Here is a 23314-nt window from a genome sequence, read left to right on the forward strand (position 1 = left end):
GCGATGGCCGAGGCGGCGATCCCCATCAGCCAGACCGCGCTGCTGCTCTGCGATCTGCAGAACGACTTCATCCATCCCGATGGCGCCTATGGACGCGCGGGCTATTCCGCGCCCGCCATCGCGGCCATCCCCGGACGCCTCAAGCCGCTGGCGGATGCGATGCGGGCGAAGGGCGGGTGGATCGCCTCCACCCATTTCACCCTGTTCACGGGCAAGGGTGGCGAGCCCTGGATCGACCCGCATCTCAAGGCCATGCGCCCCTTCCTGAAGAAAGGCGATTTCGTCATGGGCGGATGGGGGCACCAGGTGGTGGAGGAACTCGCCCCCTCCGACCTGCCGGTGGAGAAGGTGGGCTACGACGCCTTCTACCAGACGCGCCTCGAATGGGTGCTGCGCAAGGCGGGCATCCGCAAGCTGCTGGTCAGCGGCATCGTGACGAATGGCGGCGTCGCTTCCACCGTCCGCGGCGCGCATGTGCGGGAGTTTGAGGTGACGGTGCTGGAAGACGCCTGCGCCGCCTTCACCGAGGAACTGCACAGGACGGCGATCGAGGCGCTTCGCCCCGTGGCCCGCATCAGCACCATCGCCGAGGAACTGGCGAAGCTGCCATGAGCATCGGCCGCGTCGTCACCGAGGCCGATCCGGCCTTCGAGATTGAGGTTCCCGTCGCCATCATCGGCGCCGGCGCGGCGGGGCTGGTGGCCGCGCTGTCCTGCCTCGATGCAGGGGTGGAACCGCTGCTGCTGGAACGCGATCCGGTGCCGCGGGGCAGCACCTCCCTCAGCGCGGGTCTCATCCCGGCGGCGGGCACGCGCTTCCAGCGCGCCCATGGCATCGAGGATGATGCCGAGACTTTTGCCCGGGATATCCAGAAAAAGGCGCATGGGCAGGCGGAGCCCACCACCGCGCGGACGGTGGCGGAGAATGCGGGCCGCGCCATCGAATGGCTGGCGGATCGCCACGGGCTCGACTTCTCCGTGGTGCACGACTTCTCCTATCCCGGCCACACCCATCGCCGCATGCATGGCCTGCCGAGCCGCAGCGGCGCGGAACTCGTGGACCGGCTTCGCAGCGCGGCGGAGGCCGCCGGCGTGCCGCTGCTGACGGAAGCGCGCGTCACGACGCTGGTCGCGGACCCGTCGGGACGCCTGCGCGGCCTGGTCGCGACGCGGCCTGATGGCAGCCAGGAACGCATTGGCGCCAAGGCGATCGTGCTGGCCTGCTGCGGCTATGCCGGGAACAAGGTACTCGTTCGCAAATACATCCCCGAACTCGCGGACGCCGTCTATTTCGGGCATCCCGGGAATGAGGGCGAGGCGCTGTCCTGGGGCGAGCAGATCGGCGCGCAGCTGCGCGACATGACGGGCCACCAGGGCCACGGATCAGTCGCGCATCCCCAGGGCATCCTCGTCTCCTGGGCCGTCATCATGGAAGGCGGCTTCCAGGTGAACACCGAGGGGCGGCGCTTCTGGAATGAATCCTCCGGCTATTCGGAGGCGGGCGTCGCCGTCATGGGGCAGCCCGGCGCCATCGCCTGGGATGTCTTCGACAGCCGCATCGCCGGCATCACCGCGCAGTTCGAGGATTTTCGCCAGGCGCAGGCGCAGGGCGCCGTCATCAGCGCCGAGACGCCCGCTGACCTCGCGCGCCTGATGAAGCTGCCGGAGGACGTTTTCCTTGCGACCTTCGCCGAGGTCGCTGCGCTGAAGCGCGATGGCGCGACCGATGGCTTCGGCCGCAACTGGCAGGGCGTGGCGCCGCTGGCCGGGCCGCTCTGCGCCGTCCGCGTCACCGGCGCGTTGTTCCACAGCCAGGGCGGGTTGGTGGTGGATGAAGGCGCGCGGGTGCGGCTTGCCGCGGGCGGGATCGTCCCCAACCTCTTCGCCGCCGGCGGCGCGGCTTGCGGTGTCTCCGGCCCTGAGGCCGGGGGCTATCTGTCCGGCAACGGGCTGCTCAGCGCGGTGACGCTGGGGCGGATCGCGGGGCAGGGTGCGGCGGCCGCGGCCGGCCACGACTGAATAAAGAACACAAGGGAAGACGTTCGATGGACCAGATGGTGGGCGACCAGTTCGGCATCGGCCAGCCCGTGCGGCGGAAGGAGGATGTTCGCCTCCTCACGGGTCGCGGCACCTACACGGATGACATCAATGTCGAGGGCCAGGCGCATCTCGCGGTGCTGCGCTCTCCCCATGCCCATGCGCGGATCGTCTCCATCAACCTCGACGCCGCGCGCGCGGCACCCGGCGTGCTGGCGGTGCTGACGGGTCAGGATGCGGAAGCCGATGGCATCGGCCTCTTCCCGGTGATGGTCGAAGTGCCGCCCATGGATGGCACGCCGCCGCTCTACGCGCCGCCGCGCACCATCCTGCAGACGGAACGCGTGCGCTTCGTGGGCGACCTGGTCGTCGCCGTCGTCGCGGAGACCCGCGCCCAGGCGCAGGATGCCTGCGAACTGGTCGAGATCGACTACGAACCCCTGCCCGCCATCACCGACACCGCCCGCGCGCTGGACGCGGACGCGCCGGTGATCTGGGAGGAGAATGGCACGAACCTCTGCGTCCACTGGTCGAATGGGCGGGAGGCTGAGGCCGATGCGGCCTTTGCCACGGCGCATACGGTGGCCCGCGTCGAACTCGTGCAGAATCGCCTGGTCGGCAACCCGATGGAACCCCGCGTCGCGATCGGCCGCTGGGATGCGGAGCGGGAACGCTACGAACTGCACAGCCCGAGCCAGGGCGCGATGAAGGTGCGGGAGTCGCTGGCGAAGTTCGCCTTCAAGGTGCCGCTGGAGAAGGTGCGCGTGATCTCCCGCGATGTCGGTGGCGGCTTCGGGCTGCGCGGCAAGAATTTTCCGGAATCCGCGCTGGTGTTGTGGGCGGCCAAGCGGCTCGGCCGGCCGGTCAAGTGGCGGTCCGATCGCAGTGAGACGATGGTGAGCGACCCGCATGGCCGCGATCACGTGACCACGGCGGAGATGGCCTTCGACGCGAATGGCAAGGCGCTCGGGATGCGCGCCCGCACCATCGCGGCCATGGGCGCCTATCTGTTCGATTTCGGGCCGCGCATCCCGACGGTGGCGGGGGCGCGTATCGCGGGCACGGTCTATGACCTGCAGGCCGTGAACCTCCAGGTGCGCTGCGCCTTCACCAATACCGTGCCGACCGATGCCTATCGCGGCGCGGGCCGGCCGGAGATCGCCTATACGATCGAAAGGCTGCTCGATATCGGCGCCGCGCAGTTCGGCATCGGCAAGGATGAGATCCGTCGCCGCAACTACATCCGCGCCGACCAGATGCCGTACCGGAACTGCGTCGGCAACGTGCTGGACAGCGGCGATTTCAGCGGCACCCAGGCCATGGCCCTCAAGCTCGCGGACTGGGATGGCTATCCCGCGCGGAAGGCGGCGTCGGAGGCTGCGGGAAAGAAGCGCGGCATCGGCATCGGCTATTTCGTCGAAGCCTCAGGCGGCCAGCCGCAGGAATGGGCGCGGGTGGTGATGACGCCGGAAGGCAAGGCGCGGCTGCATGTCGGCACCTTCAGCCACGGCCAGGGGCATGAAACCGCCTTCGCGCAGATCGTCCATGCGCGCCTCGGCATCCCGTTCGAGGATGTGGAACTGATCCAGGGCGATACCGACCAGGTGGAGCAGGGCTTCGGCACGGGGGGATCGCGGTCCTCCCAGATGGGCGGCGTCGCGTCGTCGCGCGCCTCGGAAGCGGTGCTGGCCAAGGCGAAGCGGATCGCGGCGCATCTGCTGGAAGCGGGCGTGGCCGATATCGAGCTGGTCGGGGGCCGCTTCGCCGTCGCGGGCACGGACATGGCGGTGAGCTGGCAGCAGGTGGTGGCGGCCTCGCTCGATCCGGCCAGGCTGCCGGCCGGGGAGACCCCGGGCCTCGACGAGCAGGTTCTCTACAAGCGCAGCACGGAGTGCAACTTCCCGAATGGCTGCCACGTCGCGGAGGTCGAGATCGACCCGGAGACGGGGCGGCTAGCGGTGGTGAGCTATGCCGCGGTCGATGACGTCGGCAACGTGATCAACCCGATGCTGGTGCACGGCCAGTCGCATGGCGGCATCGCGCAGGGGCTTGGCCAGGCGGTGCTGGAACATGCGCTCTACGATCCGGAAAGCGGGCAGTTCCTGACCGCGACCTTCCAGGACTACGCCATGCCGCGGGCCGATGACCTGCCGGACATGGCGATCGACTTCAACATCGTGCCGACGCCGATCAACGACCTGGGCGTGAAGGGGGCCGGGGAGGGTGGGGCCTGCGGCGCGCCGCCGGCCATCGTCTCCGCGGCGTGCGAGGCGCTGGGCATCGATCACATCGACATGCCGCTGACGCCGGAGCGCGTCTGGCGCGCGCTGGCGGGGTGATCGATCCGCGACGCCGGACGCAGCGCCTGCCCACCCTCGGGCAGCGCGCGCCGGTGGCTCGCCTGGTCCGTGGGGTGGGTCGCCCGCCACGGGGCGTTGCGATAGCATCGGTCTGATGCGCGCGGGGCGCGACAAGCGCCGCGGCCACGGCTAACCTTCCCGCGATCGGCTTCCAGAGAGCACCTCACGTGCCGCAACCGCTTGCCCTGACCATACCGCCCGATACGGACGAGGTCCCGCGTCTGCTCGACGCGCTGGAGGGATTCGCCGAGGAGGCTGGCCTGTCCCCCAAGGCCGCGCATCGCCTGGCCCTGGTGGTGGAGGAACTGGCCGCCAATGTCGCCATGCATGGTACCGGCGGCGCCGGCGGCGCCACCTACATCGCTGTCACCGTGCGGGCGGAGGCGGATGAGGTGATCGCCACCGTGGAGGACGACGGCCGCGCCTTCGATCCGCTGGTCCGGGCCGCGCCGGACACGGATGCGGCGCTGGAGGACCGGGAGATCGGCGGACTCGGCGTTCATTTCGTGCAGCAGATGACCAAGGCGATTCGCTACAGCAGGGAGGATGGCCTGAACCGGCTGACAGCCGTGCTGGACGCGGCCGGCTGACCGACAGTGCCCGATACCGGGTCTCACGCCCTGGCCGCGCTGCCCTTCGGCGCGGTGATGGCACGGCTTGAAGCGCTTGCAGGCTTCGCGGCCTCCGACGTGCTGATGAACCGCCTGGTGCGCGCCGCGCCCCTGGTCGCCCGCCTGCCGATGGATCGCCCGGGGATCGACCATCCGGACTGGGCCGCCCTGCTGGACGCGGTGACGGTGCAGGAGACGCGGATGTTCCGCGCTTCCGCGCAACTCGACCTGTTCCGCGGCCTCCTGCTGCCGACGCTGGTGGCGGGCGCGGCGGGGCGGCCGCTTTCCCTCGTCTCCGCGGGTTGCGCGACGGGGGAGGAGGCCTGGACGCTCGCCATTCTCGGCACCCGCGCCGGGCATCCCTGGCGGGTGCTGGGCATCGATGTCTCCCGCCCGGCGCTGGAGGCGGCGGAGGCCGCGCGATACCGCCTCGGCCCGCCCGATGCGCTGCGGGAGGTGCGGGCGGAGGACCGGGCGCTGCTCGACATCGCGGATGGGTGGTTCGAACCGGTGGCGGCGCTCCGCCCCGGCGTTCGTTTCCGGCGGGAAAACCTGCTTCATGGCGGCCTGGCAGCGGCATCCGCCGATGCGATCCTGTGCCGCAACGTGCTGATCTACATGACGCAGGAAGGGCGGCTGGCGGTCCTCCGCCACCTGGCCGCGGCGCTGCGGCCGGGCGGTGCCCTGCTGCTGGGGCCGACCGATTCGGCCCCCCCCGGCCTTGGCCTCCGGCCCTGGTCGCGGGATCTCGTCGGCATCTGGCGGCGGGAGGAAGCGGGTGGCTGAAGCCCTGGTCGCCGGTGGACTCGCCTTCCTGCTGCCGCCCGGCGCCCAGCCGGTGGAGCCCCAGCGCCTGCGGCCGGCACCGCTCGCCGGGGCCGGGCTGCTGGGCATCGTGGTGATCGGCGGCCAGGCGCTGCCGGTGATGTCGCCCCAGCCCGGCCTGCCGGGGGGCGAGGCCTGGGTGATGATCGACGGCCCCGGCGGCCGCCTGGTGATGGCGGGAGAGGCGGTGGTGACGCCGGCGCCGCCGGATGCCCTGCCGCTGCTGGCGCCGCGCCTTTCCGCCCGGCCCGTGCCGGCGGCGGAGGCGGCGACCGGCGCCGGATGGGCGGTGCCCGCCCGCGCGGGCCGGGCGCGGCTGGTGGCGATGGCGGCGGAGATCGGGGGGCTGCGCCTTGTGCTGCCCTTCGCCGCGCTGGAACGCGTGGTGCCGATGCCGGCGCTGCGCCCGGCACCGGGCGCGGGGGCCGCCGCGCTGGGCTACGCCGTCGCCGCGGGCGCGCCGGTCATGGTGCTGGATCCGGCCTGGGCGGCCGAATCGGCGCTCGCGGAAGCCTCGCCGCCGGGGTTGCTGGTGCTGTTCCGGCATGCGGGAAGGCGCCTCGGCCTTCCCTGCCATCGGATCGAGCCTGCGCGGCCGGGGGAGGCGACGCTGGTCGCGCGGCTCGACCGGGCCCTGGCGGAACTGGCCGCGGCGCCGCTTGGCCAGGTCATGGCGCCCCCGGTGCCGGAGCCGGTCCGCGCCCTGCTGGTCTGCACCGCCGGTGGCCAGGCCTTTGCCCTGCCGGTGGAGGAGGTTCAGGCGGTGATCCCGCCCATGACGCCGAGCCCCACCCCTGAGGGACGGCTTTCCGCCTTCCGCGGCGTGGCCGCGCATCGGGGGGATGTGCTGCCTGTGCTCGATGCCGGGGAACGCCTCGGCCTCGCATCCGTACTGGGGACGCCGGACGCGGAGGCGCCGCTGCTGCGCCTGGCGGGGGTACGGCCGGTGGCGCTGGCGGTATCCGTCGTCACGGGATTGCGGCGCATCCCGGAAAGGCTGATCGCCGCCGTGGCGGGGGAAGGGCTGGTGTCCGCCATCGCGGAATTCCAGGGCGCACCCCTGCCGATCTGCCGCGCCGCCATCCTGGGTGCCGCGTCTTGATCCGGGTCCTCGTCGTGGACGACAGCGGCTTCATGCGCATGGCGCTTCGCCGGATCATCGAGGCTGAGGGCGACCTCAAGGTGGTCGGTGAGGCCGCGGATGGCGAGGCCGGGGTGGAGCAGGCCGCGAAGCTCCGCCCCGACGTCATCGCCATGGATGTGGAGATGCCGAAGCTGGATGGGCTGGAGGCAACGCGGCGGGTGATGGCGCTGCCCGACCCGCCGGCGGTGCTGATGGTGAGCCACCACACGCGCGACGGATCGGCCACGGCGCTGGCGGCGCTGGATCGCGGTGCGGTGGACTATGTCTGCAAGGATGGCGACCTCGGCGGCGTGGACCTCGGCATGCTGGACCGTGAATTGCGGCCCAGGCTGCGGCACTGGGCGGGGCAGCGCGCGGCGGTGCGGCCGATGGCGCGGGCGGCGGGGCCGGTCCGGGTGGTCAAGGCCGCGGGCGGCTGCGACGTGGTGGTGGTGGGGGCCTCGACCGGCGGGCCGGATGCGCTGGCCGCCTTCCTGGCCGCGGCGGGGCGCCTGCCGGTGCCCTGCGTGGTGGCCCAGCACATGCCGGCGGACCTGGCGCCGGACCTGGCGCATCACCTGGCCCGGCTGTCGGGCGTGCCGGTCGGCGTTGGCCGTGCGGGACAGGTGCTGATCCCGGGGGAGATCACGGTGATCCCGGGTGGCACCGATGGCCATCTGGCACGCCGCGCGGTGGGGGGGGAGGGCGGGCTGACGCTTCGACTCGCCTCTGGACCGATGGCGGTGCATCCTTCGGTGGACCTGCTGTTCCAATCCGCCGCGCTGGTGGCGCGCCGCGCGCTGGGCGTGGTGCTGACCGGCATGGGCCGGGATGGGGAGCAGGGCGCCCGCGCCATGACGGAGAGGGGCATGCCCGTGCTGGCCCAGTCACCCGCAAGCTGCGTCGTCGCCGGCATGCCCGGCGCGGTCATCGAAAGCGGGCTGGCGGTGGAGACGGCGGACCCCGCCGGGCTCGGCCGCCGGGTCCAGGCCCTCACGCGGGAGCGTGTGGCATGATCCTTGACCGGGAGATGCTAGACGCCTTCGTCCCAGAATTCGAGGCCGAGGCCGTGCGGCTGGCGATGGTGCGGGACGCCGCGCCGGCGCAGCGCGCGCTGGACCAGCTGCGCGCCATGGCGGCGGCACTCGGCGCGCCATCGCTGGCGCGGATGGTGGAGGATGCGGCGCTGGAGCTCGACCCGCTGGACCTGCCCGCCCTGCATCGGGCGGCGGAGGCCCTGGCACGCCAGGCCCGCGCGGTGGGGGAGGCCGGGGCGGATGTCGCCCCTGGGCCGGCAGCCCCGCCCCCCGCTGCCGCGGCGCCGCCACCGCCGGCGCCGAGCCTGGACCGGGAGATCCTGGACGCGCTGGCCCCGGAATTCGACGCGGCCTGCGCGAAGCTGGCGGCGGCGGGCGACGAGGGCGCGGCGGGGCGGGCGCTGGACGGGTTGCGGGCCCTGGCCGGCGCGGCGGGGCTTGCCTCGCTCAAGCTGCTGCTGGACCGCGCGCTGCCGCTGCTCGATCCCTTCGATGCGGCCGGGCTTCGTGACCTGGCTGCTGTGCTGGCCAGCCATGCCGCGCTGATCGTGGCGCATGGCGAGGACCTGCCGCCACCGGCCGCGTCGGCCCCCCCTGCGGCCCCAGGCCCGGCGGCGCTGGACCCGGAGATGCTGGCGGCCTTCACGCCCGAATTCCAGGCGGGCTGCCTGCGGCTGGCCGCGGCGACGGATGAGGCGGCGGCCGCCCGGGCCGCCGATTCGCTGCGTGCGATGGCGGAGGCGCTCGGCCTCGATTCGCTGCGTGCCCTGTTGGCGGAAGCGCCCTTCGACGCGACCGCGCTGGCGTCCCACGCCGCCGCCATCGCCATTGCCGGCCAGGACCTGCCCTTCGCCCCGGCCCCCACCGCGGCGAAGCGCCGCGTCCTGGTGGTGGATGACAGCGCCATGATGCGCCGCCTGGTGCGGGAAACGCTGGCGACGGACCCGGATTTCGAGGTGGTCGGCGAAGCCGCCGATGGCGTGCGGGCGCTGGCCGCCATGCGCGACTGCCAGCCCGACCTGACCATGCTGGATATCGAGATGCCGGAACTCGACGGCATCGGCGTGATGCGGCGCTGGGCGCTGGAGGGGATCGGCCAGGTCGTCATCGTCTCCTCCGCCGCCCGGCCCGGATCGGCGACGGCGGTGGAGGCCAGGCGGCTCGGCGTTGCCGGCATCGTCGGCAAGCCCTCCGGCGCCCTCAGCCCGGACCTCAAGCAGCGGCAGGGGGAGGCGCTGCTGCGCACCGCCCGGCGTGCGGCCGGGCTGCCGGTGGAGGCAGCGCGGTGAGCCCCGCTGGCGGAGAGACCGATGATTGACGACGAGGGCCTCTGGCAGGAATTCGCGGGCGAGTCGGAAGAGCACCTGGATGCCATCGAGCGTATCCTGGCTGGCGGCGCGGCGGCGGACCGGCCGGCGGTGGACCGGCTGTTCCGGGCCTTCCACTCCCTGAAGGGCATGTCCGATGCGCTCGGCGCGCCGGGGATGAAAAATGTGGCGCATCGGGCGGAGGACATCCTCGGCCTGGCGCGCAACGGCAGGCTGGTGGTGGAAGGCGCCATCGCCGACGCGCTGCTGGCCGCGGTCGATGTGTTGCGGCGCCAGCGCGCGGTCGTGATCGACCAGCACAAGGACGTGCCCGCGCCGGCGGAATTGCTGGCCAGGCTCGGCGCGCTGGCCGATGGCAATGTGCCGGCCCCGCCCCGGCAGCCCAGCCCCGCGCCCACCCCGCCAGCCGCGCCTTCGCCCGGCCCGGCGGCGGCGCTGCTGGGCGCGCTCGCTTCCCGGACCGTGGAGGCCGCGCCCCTGCTGGCGGCGCTGGCCGTGGAACGGCGGCCGGAGGCGCTGCGGGAGGCCGCCGATCTCGGCGATGCCTCCCGGATGCTGGGGCTCGGGCGGCTCGGCGCGGGGTTTGACCGGCTGGCGGCCCAGGCCGGCGGCGCCGGGGCGCTGGCGGCGCTGGGCGGGTTGCGGCGGATGCTGGCGCTGCTGGAGGCCGAGGCCGGGGAGCCTGCGGGGGCCGACCGCCTGGCGGGTGCGCCAGGCACCGAATCGGCGGCGCTCGGCCCGCGCCTGGCGGCGCTGGCCCTGCAGGCGGAAGCGGTGACGGCGGGTGGCGATACGGCGGCCGCGATGACGGCGGCGCTGGAAGCGGCGGAGGTGGCAACAGCCTTCGGGTTGGAAGGGCTGGAACACCTGCTGCTGTCGCTGGCGGACCTGGCGGATCGCGCCAGCGACCCGGACGCGGCGGCGACCCTGGCGGCGCAGGGGCCGGTCATCGCCGACCGGCTGCGCAGCGCCGCGGAAGGTGGGCTGGCCGCGCTGCGCCAGGCGCAGGAAGTGGGGCCGGGCCCCGAACAGGCGGATTCGCGCATCCCTGCCGCCTTCGCGCCACTGCTGGGCGCGGAAGGCCGCCGCCGCGCGCTGGCGGCGCTGGAAGGCGGGCGGATCCTCTACCGCCTGCGGATGGCGACCGGCGTGCCCGCGGAGGCCGAGGCCGCCGTGGCGGCGGCCCTGGCGGCGGAGGCGGAGGTGCTGACCAGCCGCACGGTGCTGGACGCGCAGCCGCCCCATCTGGACATGCTGCTGGCCGGCCCGGCGGAGGCCGATGCGCTGTCCCGCGCCGTGACGGCGGCCGATCCCGCCCGCGCCGTGGTGCTCGAACTCTCGCCCATCGCAGATGGCGCCGGCGTGGCGGAGCCGGCCGCGCCCATGCGCGCTGCGCCGGTGACGCTGCGCGTGCGGCAGGAGACGATCGACCAGATCATCGCGCTGGAAGCGGAGGTTCGCGCCGCCTCCCTCGCTATGGCGGAAGCCCTGACGGATGGGGGGATGACGGAGGCGCTGGCCAATCTCGGGGCGCTGGAACGCCGCCTGGCCGGCGGCGCGGCGCGGGAGTTGGGCCAGGCCGTCGGCCGGCTGCGCCAGGTGCAGGAAACGCTGGAGCGGGCGGAGAACCGCCTGGCCGTCGGCATGCGACGGCTGGATGATTCCGTGATGGAGTTGCGCGTCGTGCCGGTGGGCACGCTGTTCGGCCGCCTGCCCCGCGTGGTGCGCGCCGTGGCCCAGGCCTCCGCGAAGGAGGTCGAGCTGGTGATGGAGGGCGAGGACGTCACCATCGACCGCAGCCTGGTCGAATTGCTGGCCGACCCGCTGCTGCACCTCACCCGCAATGCGGTGGACCATGGGATCGAGACGCCGGAGGAGCGGGAGGAGGCGGGCAAGCCGCGCCGCGCGACGCTGCGCGTTTCCGCCGCCCGCCGCACCGGCCAGGTCCGGGTTCGCGTCAGCGAGGATGGCCGTGGCATCGATCGTGCCCGGGTCCTGGCCCGCGCCATCGGCCGCGGCCTGGTGACGGCGGATCAGGCCGCGCGGATGAGCGAGGATGAGGTGCATGCGCTGCTCTTCCGCCCCGGCTTCTCCACCGCCGAGACGATCACCGAGACATCGGGCCGCGGCGTCGGCCTCGATGTGGTGCAGGACGCCATCCGCCGCGCCGGCGGGACCGTGGAGATCGCGAGCGCGCCGGGGCAGGGCACCAGCTTCACGCTCCGCCTGCCGCTGACGGCGGCGGTGCAGCCCGTGCTGCTGGTGGAAGTGGCGGGCCATCCCTATGCGCTGCCGGCGGCGCGGGTGGAGGCGGTGCTGGATGGTGCGGCGGCGCCGGGATGCGAGGTTCTGTCGCTGGCGGCGGTGCTGGGGCTGCCGACCGGCGAAGCGCGTGGCGCAGGCGCCATCGTGATCGTGAAGTCGGGCGGGCGATCCTTCGGGCTATCGGTCGGGGCGGTGCAGCGGCGGACGGACCTGCTGCTGCGGCCGCTGCATCCGGCCCTGGCGGCGCTGCCGGGCATTGGGGGCGTCGGCGTGCTGGGCAATGGGGAGCCCGTGGTGGTGCTGGAACCCGATGGCTTCGCGCCGGAAGGCGCCGTGGGGTGATCCTGGGCGCCGCGAACCGGCTGCGCACCGGTTGCCTCCCCCTGCTGGACGCTGCGGCGCCGGGCGGGTAGAGGCACCCACCCAATCCCTACCGGCGCCAAGGGCTTCGCGCCGGATTCTGACAGGAAGGACCTGCCCGTGATTTCCCGACGCCACGCGCTCGGCGCCGGCGGCCTGACGCTGCTGCTCGCCGCCTGCCAGACCCCCACCCCGCCCCGGATCGTGCCGGAGGACGGGACGATCGACATCCTGTCCCTGCTGCGCAGCAAGCCGGAGCACACGCGCTTCGTGAATGCGCTGGTGGTCAGCGGCGCGACGTCGCGCCTCGGCCGGCAGAACGGCGCGGTAACGCTGTTCGTGCCGACGAACGAGTCGCTGAACAGCCTGCCGGCGGCGACGCTGGCGCTGCTGGACAACCCGCCGGCCCAGCCGACGGAGGCGCAGCGCGCGCAGATCCAGGCGCTGGTCTTCGGCAATGCGGCCTGGGGGCTGCTGCGCTTCCCGGACATCGCGGCGCGCCGCAACACCATCGTCACCTGGGACCGCGCTCGTCTGACCGTGACCGCGACGGGTGAACGCACCGCGCGCCTGGCGCGGGAAGGCGTGACGCTGGCGGCCGGCCGCCCGGTGCCGGAAGTGACGCGCGGCAACGTGCTGGCCAGCGACGGCGTCTTCCACGTGACGAACGGCTTCGTCGCGGGCTGAGCGTTTCGGGGCGGGGTGCTTCCCGCCCCGTCCTACCCTGCGTGCTTAAGCGCCAGCGCCGTGATGTCATCCGCCTGCGGTGCGCCATCGGCGAAGGCACTGACGGCGCGGAGCACCGCTTCGACAACCTGGCGCGGGTCCGTCCCCGACTCCGCCAGCGCCGCCATCAGCCGCGCCTGGCCGAAGAAGCCGCCCTGGTTGTCCTCGGCCTCCGACACGCCATCGGAATAGCAGAACAGCGATTCGCCCGGCGCCAGCGAGAAGCTGTCGGAGGCGTAGGGAATGCCCTCCATCACGCCGAGCGCGGGCTGGCGGCGCAGCGGGCCGAGCAGGCGGGGCGCGCCGCCCCCCAGCACCACGGGCAGGTCGTGCCCCGCGACGGCGACGCGGCCCGTGCCGGTGGTGCCATCGATGACGCCGACCACGACGGTGACGAAGGTCTGGCTTTCATTGTCGGCCGAAAGGTCGTCATTCGTCATCGTCAGGATGTCGCCGGGGTCCGGCGCGCCGACATCGGATGACAGGCGCTTCGCCGCCGCGCGCATCAGGCCGAGGGTGCGCGCCATGGTGAGCCCCGCCGGCGCGCCCTTGCCGGAGACGTCGGCCACGGCGAAGAGCATGTGCTTCGCATCCAGCCGCAGGCAGTCATACAGGTCGCCGCCGACCTGCCGTGCCGGGACCATGGCGGCATGGACGGAGAGCGCCCCGGTGGCGGCCGCCGCGAAATCCCGCGGCACCAGCGACAATTGCGCGGCGCGCGCTGATTCCAGTTCCGCCTCCAGCGCGTGCAGGCGGGCATCGGCGACCTCCCGCAGCCGCTTCTTTTCCAGCACCGCGCCGAGGCGCGCGCGCAGCAGCGGCGGGTCGAAGCTTTTCGGCAGGTAGTCTTCCGCGCCGAGTTCGATGCAACGGACTATCTTGTCCATCTCCGTCAGGGCGGAGATGACGATGACGGGCGGCGCGGCGCCGCGGGCCGCGTGCAACTGTTCCAGCACGCCGATGCCGTCGAGGTTCGGCATCTCGAGATCGAGCAGCACCACGTCGAAGCGCTGGCGTTCCAGGGCGGCCAGGCCCTGCACGCCATCCTCCGCCATCGTGACCTTGGTGTAGCCAAGCTCCCCCAGCCGGCGCTTCAGCACCAGCCGGTTGAAGCTGCTGTCGTCGACGACGAGGATCTCGACATCCCCGTCCGCTGCCTGCTGCCCGCTCATGCCCCGTTCCGATCGGATGCCATCGCTTCCACCACCGCGCGGGTTTCGGAGGCGAGCTTGGAGAGGTCGATCATCGTCACCGTGATTTCCTCAGCCGCGGTCGCGTTGGACTGGCCGATGCGCGACAGCGTGCTGACGCGGTCGGTGATGGAGGTGACGGTCGCCTGCTGCTCCTCCATCGCCACCGCGATGGCGCCGGCGAGGCGCGCGCTTTCCGTCACGATCGTCTCCAGCTCATCCATCGCCTCGCCCACTGCCGCCGCGGTGCCGCTGCCTTCGCGCGTGCGGCGGCCGGCGACGAGCACGACATCGGCGATCTCCTGCGCCAGCGTCTCGCTGCTCGCGGCAAGGGCCCGCACTTCCTCCGCCACCACGGCCAGGCCGCGGCCGTGTTCGCCGGCGCGGGCGGCCTCGATCGCCGCGTTGATGGCCAGGATATTGGTCTGGGTCGCGATCTTTGCGATGGTGCCGGCGATGCGCGTGACGCGTTCGGTATCCTCCGCGACAGCGTCGACCAATTCGATCAGGCTGCGCAGCTTGACCAGGTTCTCGGCCAGCAGGGCCTTCGATTCATCCGCACGGTCGCTGCTTTCCTGCGTGGTGCGACCGACTTCGCGCACTGCATCCTGCGTCTGGCCGAGCGCTTCCTCCACCTGGCGAAGCTCCGCCAGCTGGGTCATGGCGCCGTCGCTGACCTGGCCGATGGCATCCGATGCCTGGGTGGTGGCGATGGCGGTGCGGCGCGCATTCTCCAGCGCCGTCTCCGTCAGGTTGCGCGCGGCGACGAGGTTGTCACGGAACACCAGCACGGCGCGCGCCATGTCGCCGACCTGGTCGGTGCGGTTCGTGCCCGGCACGGTCGTCTCCACCGCGCCGCGGGACAGGCTGACCATCGCGCCGGCGAGCCTCCCGAGCGGCCGGGCCAGCCCCTGCACCAGCACCATCCAGACCAGCGCGCAGCCCACCAGCCCGACCGCGCCGGCACCCATGACGATGGTGCGCGCTTGGCGTTCCAGCTCATGCGCCGCGGCGAGGGAGGCGTCGGACCGCCGCTTCACCTCCGCCCGCGCGGCCGTGGCGACGCGGTTGAAGGCGCTGGCGAAGTCCAGCCATTCCTCATGCAGCGGCGCGAATTGCGCACGCTGGCGGGCGGCGAAGGCGGCACGCACCTGTTCGGTGAATTCCGGCAGGCGGCGCGCCATGTCGACACCGCCGCCCATGACGATGGGGTCGATATCGGCGGCCAGAAGACGGTTCACGGCCTCGAAGGAATTGCTGACCAGCTCGCCGTTGCGGACCATGCGATTGGCCGTGGGGGCGGGCTGCAGCACGCCGGCGATGACGCTGGCGAAGGCGGAGGAGAAGTCGGCGACATGCAGCGCCAGCTCATCCACCGATGTATCGGCTTCCCGGTCCCGGCCGCCGAACTGCTCGATGATCGCGAGCTGCCGCGCGACGACGACCAGGGCTGAGCCGGAGAGCAGCCCGACGACCATCACCATCAGCAGCGTGATCAGGCCCGCGCGCACGCCGATACGGCCGAGCCAGCCGCGCAGGCCGCCGCCGCCAGGCTGCACCAGGGCGCCCGGCGCCCCTTCGGCCGCCGCTGCGCGGCCGCCGCTGCCGCGCAGCGTGACGTCCGGCTTCGTCATGCCGCCGCTCCCCCCGCGTTCCGGGGCAACGTGGCGGGGCAGGTGCGCATGTGAGCCATGGGACGGTCCGGGCCGGGTTCTCTCAACCGACGGTAAGGCTACAGGCCGCGGGGTTCGGCAACAAGCGCGGCCACCCCTTTGACGGTTCGTCATGGCCGGCCGATCCTGCTCTGCCCTGAACGGGCAGGAGGAAAGGAAACGCCATGGCCGAGCATCCCTTCACCGCGGAGGACCTTGAGGCGCTCCGCCAATGGGACACGCCGACGATCTGCAACGCGCTGGAATTCGTGGCGCCGCAGCGCCGCGGCCATGGCTTCACGGTGCGCCCGATGGTCTGCGCCGACCCGAAGCTGCCGCCGATCTGCGGCCTGGCGCGTACAGGCACGATCCGCGCCGCCCAGCCCTCCGGCCGCCCGAAGGACCAGGACCGCGCCATCCGCATCGGCTGGTACGAATATGTGGAGCGCGCCAGCCTGCCGACCGTGGTGGTGTTGCAGGACCTGGACGACACGCCCGGCGTCGGCGCCTTCTGGGGGGAAGTCCATACCGCCGTCCACAAGGCGCTCGGCGCGCAGGGCTGCGTGACCAACGGATCCATTCGCGACCTGGATATGCTGGCACCCGGCTTCCAGCTGGTGGCGGGCGTGGTGAACCCGTCCCACGCCTATGTCCACATGGTGGCCTATGGGCAGGAGGTGACGGTGCACGGGATGCATGTGGCGCATGAGGATGTGATCCACGCCGACCGCCACGGCGCCGTGGTGATCCCGCATGACGTGGTGCGCCTCATCCCGGCGGCGATCGAACTCGGCGCGCGGAAGGAGAAGGTGATCCTCGACCTCTGCAAATCGCCCGATTTCAGCGCGGCGAAGCTGGCCGAGGCGCTGTCGAAGGCGGACGAGATCCATTGAGGCGCCTGGCAGCGCTGGTGGTGGCGCTGCCGGCGGCGGCGCAGGCGCCGGGGTGGGAGGCTTCGGTCCTGTCCCTCGCGCCCGCGCTGCGCGCCTGCCTGGAAGGGCAGGCGGGGGCCATGGTGGTGGATGCCTGGGCGCTGGACGGCGCGCGCGTGACGGCGCGGCTTCTGCTGCCGGGCGGCGCGCGGCAGGATTGCGTCGCGGCCGGCGCGGTCGAATCCCGCGCCCCCGCCGGCATGGCCCGCCCCGGTGAGGGGCTGCGCGCCTTCATGCTGGAACGACGCTGCGTGGATGCCTGGCGGGTCACGGACCCGGATGGGCGCGAACTGGGCTGGCTGGCCTATCCGGAGTGTGGATGAGACAGACGATCTGCGACGTCCGCCCGGAATGGGTGGACCACTACGGCCACATGAACCTGGCCTACTACCTCGTGGCCTTCGACCTCGCGACCGACCTGGTCTGGCCCGAATGGGGGCTCGGCGCGCCGCTGCGGGAAGCGGGCTTCGGCACCTTCGCGGTGGAATCCTGGCAGGGCTACCGGCGGGAGGTGACGCTGGGGATGCCGCTGGCGGCGGAAAGCGTGCTGGCCGCCTATGACCATCGCCGGCTGCTGGTGAAGCACCGCCTGTACCACGCGACCGAAGGCTGGCTCTCCGCGGAGAACGAGGTGCTGTTCCTCTGCGTCAACCTCGCCACGCGCCGCGCCGGAACCTGGCCGGAAGCGACGCTTGCCCGCTTCGCCGAGAAGCAGGGGACGGAGGCGCCGGAGCGCCTCCGCCTGCAACGCGTCAGTCCAGCCGCAGGTTGAGCGGCCGGATCACGGCGGCCCAGCGTTCGCGGTCCGCCGTGATGAAGGCGCGCGCCTGGTCGGGCGTGCCCGTCACGGGCAGGATGCCCTGGGTGCGGAAGACCTCCTGCGCCGCGGGGCTGCGCAGCGCCTCCGCACTTGCTTCCGCGATGCGGGTCGCGGCGGCGGCCGGCATGCGGGCGGGGCCGACCAGGCCGAACCAGTTCGCCGCATCCAGCTGCATGCCCTGCTCCCGCAGCGTCGGCACCGCCGGCAGCAGCGGCACGCGGGTGGAGGAGCCGATGCCGAGCACCTTCACGCGGCCATCCCTCGACAGCGATTCGGCCGGGCCCGCATTCATGAACATCGCATCGACCTGCGCCGCCACCAGCGCGGTATAGGCCGGCGCCGCGCCGGTATAGGGCACGTGCAGCATGTCCACGCCCGCCGCCTGGATGACCCGCGCGGCGGCGAGGTGCGAGGTGGAGCCGATGCCCCAGGACGCATAGGTCAGCGCACCCGGCCGGCTGCGGGCCAGCGCCAGGAAGGCATCCAGCGTATCCGTGCCGAGCCCGGAGCGCACGACCAGCGCGAAGGGGCCATCGGCGAAGAGCGTGATGGGCAGGAAATCCGCCATCGGGTCATAGGCCAGGCGCTGATAGACCAGCGGATTGACGGCATGGGTTTCCGCGCTGGCCACGAAGAGCGTGTGGCCGTCCGGCCGGGCCTGGGCGACGAATTGCGCGCCGACCGCGCCATTGGCGCCGGGGCGATTATCCACCACGACGGGCTGGCCCACGACCGGTGCCATGGCCGCGGCAAGAGCCCGCGTCACCACATCCGTCGCGCCGCCGGCATTCCAGGGCACGACAATGCGGATGGGCTGGTCGGGGAAGGCTAGGGCAGGCGTGGCCAGCGGCAGCAGGGCCGCAGCGCCGAGCAGCGCGCGGCGCGAGACCGGGGTCGTCATCGGTGGGAATCCTCCGGGGGCAGGCGCGGCATGGGCCGCGAACTTGTCCGGACATCCCAGCCGACCGTTCCGAAAGTGTCAAATGATACGAATTTCGGCATCACTCGCTGCGATTCACCACCCAGATTCCCGCGGCGACCAACAGCAGCGATGCCAGAAGCGCCGGGGTCACGGCTTCGCCCAGCAGCAGCGCGCTGAAGCCGACGCCGAAGGCGGGGGTGAGGAAGAGGAAGGGCGCGAAGGCGGACGCCGCATGGCGCTGCACCAGCCAGAACCACGCGATGTAGCTGACCACGGCGACGCCCAGCACCTGGAAGGCCAGGGAACCCAGCACGCGCGGCGTGGGCGCGAAGACCCCGGCCTCCCCGATCGCGTAGCCCAGCGGGATCAGCAGGGCGGAGACGGCGAGCTGGTAGAGCAGCGTGCGCTCGGAGGCGATGCGCGTCAGCCCCGTGGCCTTGATGGTGGTGATGGTGCCGCCCCAGAAGATGCCCGATGCCAGGGCGATGACATCGCCCATCAGCGCCGCATCGGGCGCCGCGCCCAGGCGGTCTGCGAACAGCACGGGGACGGAGGCGAAAGCGATGACGATTCCGGCCAGCTTTCGGCGTGTCAGTTTGTCTCCGCGCACCAGGAAATGCGTGGCGATCACGGCGAAGAAGGGCGCGGTGTAGAGCAGCACCACCACGCGCGCGGCGCTGGTCAGTTCCAGGGCGCGGAAGATCGCCCAGAATTCGGCGGAGAACAGCACGCCCGCGAGCAGCCCCGCCGGCAGCGTGCCGTCCCGCCTGAAGACCGTGACGCCCCGCCACCAGCACCAGGCCAGGATGAAGGGGATGGCGAGCAGCGATCGCAACCCGGCCTGGACGAGGGGGGAGATGCCCTCGCTGCCCCATTTCATCGTGACCTGCGCGAAGCCCCAGGCGGCGCAGAGCGCCACCAGCAGCACCGCGTGGCGGGCGGGCATCACGCCTGGTGCCGGATGATCCCGCCCACGATGGTGGCGCGCACCTGCGTCCCAGCGATGGTGGCGGGATCGCCATCCAGCACGTCGCGGTCCAGCACGATGAGGTCGGCGAGTTTTCCGAGCTCCAGCGAGCCTTTTTCGTGTTCCTCGCGCTGGGCCCAGGCGCCGAGCCAGGTGTAGGCGCGCAAGGCCTCCCGCGTCGTGATTGCCTCCCGCGCATCGAGGTCCGTGCCGCCGGTGGTGCGGCGGTTGACCATGGCGGCGATGGCGGTCCAGGGGGAGACGCGGCAGACCGCGAAATCGGAATGGCCGGGGGCGGGGACGCCGGCGTCGATCAGGCTGCGATGCGGCCACATCCAGCGCATCGCCTCCTGCCCCCGGTTCGCCGCATAGGCTTCGCCAAGTTCATCCATGAAGCCGGTGGCGGAACTGTCCACGAACTTCCCCCGAGCGAGGCGCGCCAGGATGTTCGGCGTGACGTAGCAGCAATGCTCGACGCGCATGCGATGGTCGTCGATGGGATACGAGGCCAGGGCTGCTTCCATGACGTCCAGCGCGAAATCGATGCCGCGATCGCCGACCCCCTCGATCATCACCTGAAGGCCGGCCTTGTGGGCGGCAGTGGCGCGGGCGGTCAGGTCTTCCCGTTCGTAGAGCAGCATGCCGGTATTGGGCACGGGCTCCCCGGGCACCGGCGTGCCGAGATAGGGGGCCCAATAGGCGGCGGTGCGGCCGGAGGTCGAGCAATCCGGGCACCACTCGACGCCCACCAGGCGCAGCCATTCATCGCCGAAGCCGGAGCGGATGCCGGCGCCGATGAGGTGGGGGATGAGCGGCTCGTCCCTCCCGCTGGCGATGATCCCCATCCGCATCCGCCAGCGCCCATCGCGATGCATGAGCTGGTAGGCGCTGATGGCCTTGGAGGGACACAGCGAGTTGGCCACGGAGGTGATTCCCGCGGCCAGGCACTGGTCCTGCACCATCTCCATGCCCTCGGCGATGTCGCCCTCGCTGTCCTGGCCATGGACGGCGTTGAGGAAGACATGCGCCGCGGTTTCCCGAACCAGGCCCGTGAGGCGTCCGTCATGTTTGTCGAAGCGGCCGAAGGCGGGCTCGGGCGTCTCCGCCGTGACGCCGCAGGCCGCGAAGGCGGCGGAATTGGCGAGGCCGAGATGGCCATCCGTCCGCAGGATGAAGATGGGGCGCCCGAGGCTGGCGGCATCCAGTTCCGCGAGCGTCGGATAGCCGCCGCAGGCGCGTTCGTTCAGCCGGTAGAAGGCGGCCCAGCGGCCAGGCGCCACGGCCTCGCAGCGCCGGCGGATCGTCTCCAGCAATTCGTCCCGCGTCCGCACGCGGTCCGGGGAGACGAGGGTCCAGGCGCGCAGCCGGATGGCATAGGCATCGGGATGCGCGTGGCTGTCCACGATGCCGGGCAGCACGCGCTGCCCCTCGGCATCCAAAACCTTCGTGCCGGGGCCGATGAGGTCGCGGATCGCGACGCTGTCGCCCAGTGCGACGATGCGGCCATGGAGGGCGGCGAGCGCGCCGCATTCGGTGCCGGCCGCGTCCATGGTCGCGATGCGGGCGTTCAGCAGGACGAAATCGGGATGCATGGTCAGCCCACCAGCCGGTCGATATGGTCCCGCACCTTGTAGTAGTTGCCGACGAAGGGCAGGAACCAGGGCGTGCCCGTATAGGTCGGCTGGGTCGGAAACGGCAGGCCATCCAGCGCGAAGGGCGCATTCGCCGCCCCCGCCAGCTTCAGCGCGACATTGTGGCCGAGCCAGGTTGCCATCGCGACGCCGCTTCCCTGGCAGCCCGCGGCGTAGTGCATCCCGTCCTGCACGCCGATATGCGGCAGCAGGTCGAAGGTGAAGGCGACATAGCCGGTCCAGGCATGGGTGATCTTCACGCCGGCCAAATCCGGGAAGGTCTGCAGCATCGTGTCATACAGCGCCGGCGCCGCCTGTTCCGCCGTCGCCGCGCGGAAACTCGCGCGACCGCCCCAGAGCACACGCTTCCCGTCCGGCGACGGCCGGAAGTAGTTCAGCACGCGCTTGCTGTCGCTGATCATGCGGCGGCCCGGGAACAGGCGGTCCATCGTCTCCGGCGGCAGTTCCTCCGTCGCGATGATGTAGGAATTGAGAGGGATGAGGCGCTTCGCGAGCCAGGGCAGGGCGGTACCGCGGGCATCCTTCGTATACCCGTTGGTCGTGACGAGGACGGCATTGGCGCGCAGCACGCCCTTGTCCGTCGCCACGCGGAAGCCATCCCCGTTCCGCGTCACGCCGGTGACGCGCACGCCATCCACCAGCCGCGCGCCCGCCTTCTCCGCCGCCTGCGCCAGGCCGCGCGCATATTTGCCGGGATGCAGGCTGCCGGTGGCGGCGGCGGCCATGCCGCCCTCATAGTGATCGCTGCCGACGAATTCACGCTGCCGGGCTTTCGGCACCATCTCCGTCGGCAGCCCCGTCACCTCCGCGATCCAGTCGGCGCGCGCTTCCATGGCCTTGTAGTGCGCGCGGGACCAGGCGCCGGTGTAGCGGCCGCAGCGGACATAGTCGCAGTCGATCCCCTCCCGCGCGATCGTCTCCTCGATGAAGGGGAAGGATGCCGCGGCGGCACCGGCGATGGCACGGCCCTTCTCCTCCCCGTATTTCGCGGCAAGCCCTGTGGAGGCGACCTTCAGCCCGCCGGAGACCATGCCGCCATTGCGCGATGACGCGCCCCAGCCGATGCGCTCCGCATCGATCACCGTGACCTCATGCCCCAGGCGCCGCAGCGTCAGCGCGGCGGACAGGCCGGCATAGCCGCCGCCGATGATGGCGATGGGCGTCTGGTCGGGCAGGGTGTTGTCGCGGTCGGGCGGCTCGGCCGCTTCCCACCACCAGGGGCGAGCCTTGAAGCCCGGGGCGGCGATGGAGTGAAGATCGGTCATTGCCCGCGCGCGCGTCCCGCTGTTGACTTGCAGGCAGCGAGGTTCCCGCCGGACGCCGTCCGGATCAAGGGGACCCCCGGGGGCTTCTTACCGAAGGGACGAACCAATGCAGACATTCCAGCAGGATTGCATCGAGCTTGCCTGGCGGAAGTTCAACCGGGGGGAGGTCAGCCGCCGCGCGCTGCTTGCTGGCCTGGCCGCGTTGGGCGCCACCGCGACGGTCGGGGACGCCGCCGCGCAGGCGGCGCGGAACCTGGTCATGGTGAACTGGGGCGGCATCGCCAATGACGGCTTCGGCCGCTTCTATGGCGATCCCTTCGCCGCCGCCAATCCCGGCTGGCGTGTGGTGCAGGACAGCACGGGGCCGTCTGCCGGGCGCATCCGGTCCATGGTGGAAAGCGGGCGCGTCACCTGGGATATCTGCGACAGCTCCGCCACCTCCGCCACGCTGCTCGGCGGGCTGAACCTGCTGAACCGCATCGACTACAATGTCGTGGACCGCAACAACGTCATCGGCCCGACCTTCGCGCTGGACCATGGCGCGGCGCCCTATTCCTTCAGCAATGTGCTGGTCTACGACAGCACCAAATTCCCGAATGGCGGGCCGACGAGCTGGGCGGATTTCTGGGACCTCCGCCGCTTCCCCGGCACCCGCCTGCTGCGCCGTGATGCCGCCGGCGCGCTGGATGCGGCGCAGATGGCGCTGGGGAAGGACCCGCGGAACCTCTACCCCCTCGACATCCGCGCCTGCATCGCGAAGGTCCGGGAAATCCGCCGCAACTGCGTCTTCTGGAACAGCGGTTCCGAATCGGAACAGTTCATCCGGACCGGAGAGGCGGTGATGGGCCAGATCTGGCACACCCGCGCCAAGGTGCTGGAGCAGGAGAGCAATGGCCGCTTCAAGCACATCTGGAACCAGGGCATCCTCCAGCCCGGCATCTTCGTCAGCCCCCGCGGCAATCCGGGCGGCGAGATGGTGCAGCGGCTGCTGGCCTCCATGCTGTCCAACCCGGAACAGCAGGTGGAACTGCTGAAGTTCCTCGGCAATGGTCCGACCAACCCGCGCGCGGCCGCCCTGGTGCCGGAGGAATTCAAGCGCTTCAACCCGACCGACCCCGCCAATGCCGCCGTCCAGGTGGCGCAGAACGGCACCTGGTGGGGCAGCGTCTATGCCCAGGCCAATGCCGACTATATCGACATGGTGACGGGCTGAAGGCACTCTCGCTGCGTTGCAGCAAGCGAG

The 23314-nt window shown here is 71.9% G+C and carries 20 protein-coding genes; 14 read left to right on the forward strand and 6 right to left on the reverse strand.

Features of this window, described 5'->3' with window-relative positions; all coding sequences use genetic code 11:
* Positions 1-3 precede the first annotated feature (3 nt).
* From BM041_RS15185 to BM041_RS15230, 10 genes are all read left to right on the forward strand, one after another.
* Positions 4-612, forward strand: a complete 609-nt coding sequence (locus tag BM041_RS15185) for a cysteine hydrolase (protein ID WP_092960715.1) — start codon at positions 4-6, stop codon at positions 610-612.
* On the forward strand, positions 609-2018 hold the full coding sequence (locus BM041_RS15190; RefSeq protein ID WP_092960716.1) for an FAD-dependent oxidoreductase: 1410 nt from the start codon (positions 609-611) through the stop codon (positions 2016-2018). The genes BM041_RS15185 and BM041_RS15190 overlap by 4 nt, the downstream gene beginning before the upstream one ends.
* Positions 2019-2044: 26 nt before the next feature.
* Positions 2045-4375: a xanthine dehydrogenase family protein molybdopterin-binding subunit gene (locus BM041_RS15195; protein ID WP_245762102.1), complete on the forward strand. Its 2331-nt coding sequence runs from the start codon at positions 2045-2047 to the stop codon at positions 4373-4375.
* A gap of 188 nt (positions 4376-4563) precedes the next feature.
* Positions 4564-4986, forward strand: a complete 423-nt coding sequence (locus BM041_RS15200; RefSeq protein WP_175533953.1) for an ATP-binding protein — start codon at positions 4564-4566, stop codon at positions 4984-4986.
* Between the two features lie 6 nt (positions 4987-4992).
* Positions 4993-5793, forward strand: coding sequence for a CheR family methyltransferase (locus tag BM041_RS15205; protein WP_092960718.1), 801 nt, complete (start codon positions 4993-4995; stop codon positions 5791-5793).
* Positions 5786-6934, forward strand: a complete 1149-nt coding sequence (locus BM041_RS15210; protein WP_092960719.1) for a chemotaxis protein CheW — start codon at positions 5786-5788, stop codon at positions 6932-6934. Before BM041_RS15205 ends, BM041_RS15210 begins: the two co-directional genes overlap by 8 nt.
* Positions 6931-7971: a chemotaxis protein CheB gene (locus tag BM041_RS15215; protein WP_092960720.1), complete on the forward strand. Its 1041-nt coding sequence runs from the start codon at positions 6931-6933 to the stop codon at positions 7969-7971. Before BM041_RS15210 ends, BM041_RS15215 begins: the two co-directional genes overlap by 4 nt.
* The gene (locus tag BM041_RS15220; RefSeq protein WP_092960721.1) at positions 7968-9281 is read left to right on the forward strand and encodes a response regulator; all 1314 of its coding nucleotides are present in this window, start codon (positions 7968-7970) and stop codon (positions 9279-9281) included. The genes BM041_RS15215 and BM041_RS15220 overlap by 4 nt, the downstream gene beginning before the upstream one ends.
* Positions 9282-9302: 21 nt before the next feature.
* Complete coding sequence (locus tag BM041_RS15225) at positions 9303-11927, forward strand: ATP-binding protein (RefSeq protein ID WP_092960722.1); 2625 nt, start codon at positions 9303-9305, stop codon at positions 11925-11927.
* 138 nt (positions 11928-12065) lie between these two features.
* Entirely contained in the window at positions 12066-12632 is a 567-nt protein-coding gene (locus BM041_RS15230; RefSeq protein WP_175533954.1) for a fasciclin domain-containing protein, read from the forward strand.
* 32 nt (positions 12633-12664) lie between these two features.
* Here BM041_RS15230 and BM041_RS15235 read toward each other — a convergent pair whose 3' ends face one another.
* Positions 12665-13843, reverse strand: coding sequence for a PP2C family protein-serine/threonine phosphatase (locus tag BM041_RS15235; RefSeq protein WP_092960724.1), 1179 nt, complete (start codon positions 13841-13843; stop codon positions 12665-12667).
* Entirely contained in the window at positions 13840-15495 is a 1656-nt protein-coding gene (locus BM041_RS15240; RefSeq protein ID WP_175533955.1) for a methyl-accepting chemotaxis protein, read from the reverse strand. Before BM041_RS15240 ends, BM041_RS15235 begins: the two co-directional genes overlap by 4 nt.
* A gap of 203 nt (positions 15496-15698) precedes the next feature.
* On the opposite strand from BM041_RS15240, the gene BM041_RS15245 reads away from it, so the two are divergent.
* From BM041_RS15245 to BM041_RS15255, 3 genes are read left to right on the forward strand one after another with little or no spacing between them, the layout of a single operon-like run.
* On the forward strand, positions 15699-16406 hold the full coding sequence (locus BM041_RS15245) for an RraA family protein (protein WP_092960726.1): 708 nt from the start codon (positions 15699-15701) through the stop codon (positions 16404-16406).
* A complete protein-coding gene (locus BM041_RS15250; RefSeq protein ID WP_092960727.1) occupies positions 16403-16768 on the forward strand; it encodes a hypothetical protein in 366 nt (121 codons plus the stop codon). The genes BM041_RS15245 and BM041_RS15250 overlap by 4 nt, the downstream gene beginning before the upstream one ends.
* Complete coding sequence (locus BM041_RS15255; protein WP_092960728.1) at positions 16765-17217, forward strand: acyl-CoA thioesterase; 453 nt, start codon at positions 16765-16767, stop codon at positions 17215-17217. Before BM041_RS15250 ends, BM041_RS15255 begins: the two co-directional genes overlap by 4 nt.
* On the opposite strand, the gene BM041_RS15260 is transcribed toward BM041_RS15255, so the two are convergent.
* The 4 genes from BM041_RS15260 to BM041_RS15275 form a co-directional block, all read right to left on the reverse strand.
* Positions 17198-18166: a tripartite tricarboxylate transporter substrate binding protein gene (locus BM041_RS15260; RefSeq protein WP_092960729.1), complete on the reverse strand. Its 969-nt coding sequence runs from the start codon at positions 18164-18166 to the stop codon at positions 17198-17200. The genes BM041_RS15255 and BM041_RS15260 overlap by 20 nt on opposite strands.
* A gap of 100 nt (positions 18167-18266) precedes the next feature.
* Positions 18267-19133, reverse strand: coding sequence for a DMT family transporter (locus tag BM041_RS15265; RefSeq protein WP_092960730.1), 867 nt, complete (start codon positions 19131-19133; stop codon positions 18267-18269).
* The gene (locus tag BM041_RS15270) at positions 19133-20746 is read right to left on the reverse strand and encodes an amidohydrolase (protein ID WP_092960731.1); all 1614 of its coding nucleotides are present in this window, start codon (positions 20744-20746) and stop codon (positions 19133-19135) included. The genes BM041_RS15265 and BM041_RS15270 overlap by 1 nt, the downstream gene beginning before the upstream one ends.
* A gap of 2 nt (positions 20747-20748) precedes the next feature.
* A complete protein-coding gene (locus tag BM041_RS15275) occupies positions 20749-22071 on the reverse strand; it encodes an NAD(P)/FAD-dependent oxidoreductase (protein WP_092960732.1) in 1323 nt (440 codons plus the stop codon).
* A 106-nt stretch (positions 22072-22177) separates the two neighbouring features.
* Between BM041_RS15275 and BM041_RS15280 the strand changes: the two genes are divergently transcribed.
* On the forward strand, positions 22178-23284 hold the full coding sequence (locus BM041_RS15280; RefSeq protein WP_092960733.1) for an extracellular solute-binding protein: 1107 nt from the start codon (positions 22178-22180) through the stop codon (positions 23282-23284).
* Positions 23285-23314: the final 30 nt, after the last annotated feature.

It is taken from the genome of Falsiroseomonas stagni DSM 19981, from assembly GCF_900114315.1.
GTDB lineage: Bacteria > Pseudomonadota > Alphaproteobacteria > Acetobacterales > Acetobacteraceae > Falsiroseomonas > Falsiroseomonas stagni.

Coding starts and splice junctions, on each gene's coding strand:
- BM041_RS15185 (WP_092960715.1), top strand. CDS start 4: ATGGCCGAGGCGGCGATCCCCATCAGCCAGACCGCGCTGCTGCTCTGC.
- BM041_RS15190 (WP_092960716.1), top strand. CDS start 609: ATGAGCATCGGCCGCGTCGTCACCGAGGCCGATCCGGCCTTCGAGATT.
- BM041_RS15195 (WP_245762102.1), top strand. CDS start 2,045: ATGGACCAGATGGTGGGCGACCAGTTCGGCATCGGCCAGCCCGTGCGG.
- BM041_RS15220 (WP_092960721.1), top strand. CDS start 7,968: ATGATCCTTGACCGGGAGATGCTAGACGCCTTCGTCCCAGAATTCGAG.
- BM041_RS15225 (WP_092960722.1), top strand. CDS start 9,303: ATGATTGACGACGAGGGCCTCTGGCAGGAATTCGCGGGCGAGTCGGAA.
- BM041_RS15235 (WP_092960724.1), bottom strand. CDS start 13,843: ATGAGCGGGCAGCAGGCAGCGGACGGGGATGTCGAGATCCTCGTCGTC.
- BM041_RS15240 (WP_175533955.1), bottom strand. CDS start 15,495: ATGACGAAGCCGGACGTCACGCTGCGCGGCAGCGGCGGCCGCGCAGCG.
- BM041_RS15245 (WP_092960726.1), top strand. CDS start 15,699: ATGGCCGAGCATCCCTTCACCGCGGAGGACCTTGAGGCGCTCCGCCAA.
- BM041_RS15255 (WP_092960728.1), top strand. CDS start 16,765: ATGAGACAGACGATCTGCGACGTCCGCCCGGAATGGGTGGACCACTAC.
- BM041_RS15260 (WP_092960729.1), bottom strand. CDS start 18,166: ATGACGACCCCGGTCTCGCGCCGCGCGCTGCTCGGCGCTGCGGCCCTG.
- BM041_RS15265 (WP_092960730.1), bottom strand. CDS start 19,133: ATGCCCGCCCGCCACGCGGTGCTGCTGGTGGCGCTCTGCGCCGCCTGG.
- BM041_RS15270 (WP_092960731.1), bottom strand. CDS start 20,746: ATGCATCCCGATTTCGTCCTGCTGAACGCCCGCATCGCGACCATGGAC.
- BM041_RS15275 (WP_092960732.1), bottom strand. CDS start 22,071: ATGACCGATCTTCACTCCATCGCCGCCCCGGGCTTCAAGGCTCGCCCC.
- BM041_RS15280 (WP_092960733.1), top strand. CDS start 22,178: ATGCAGACATTCCAGCAGGATTGCATCGAGCTTGCCTGGCGGAAGTTC.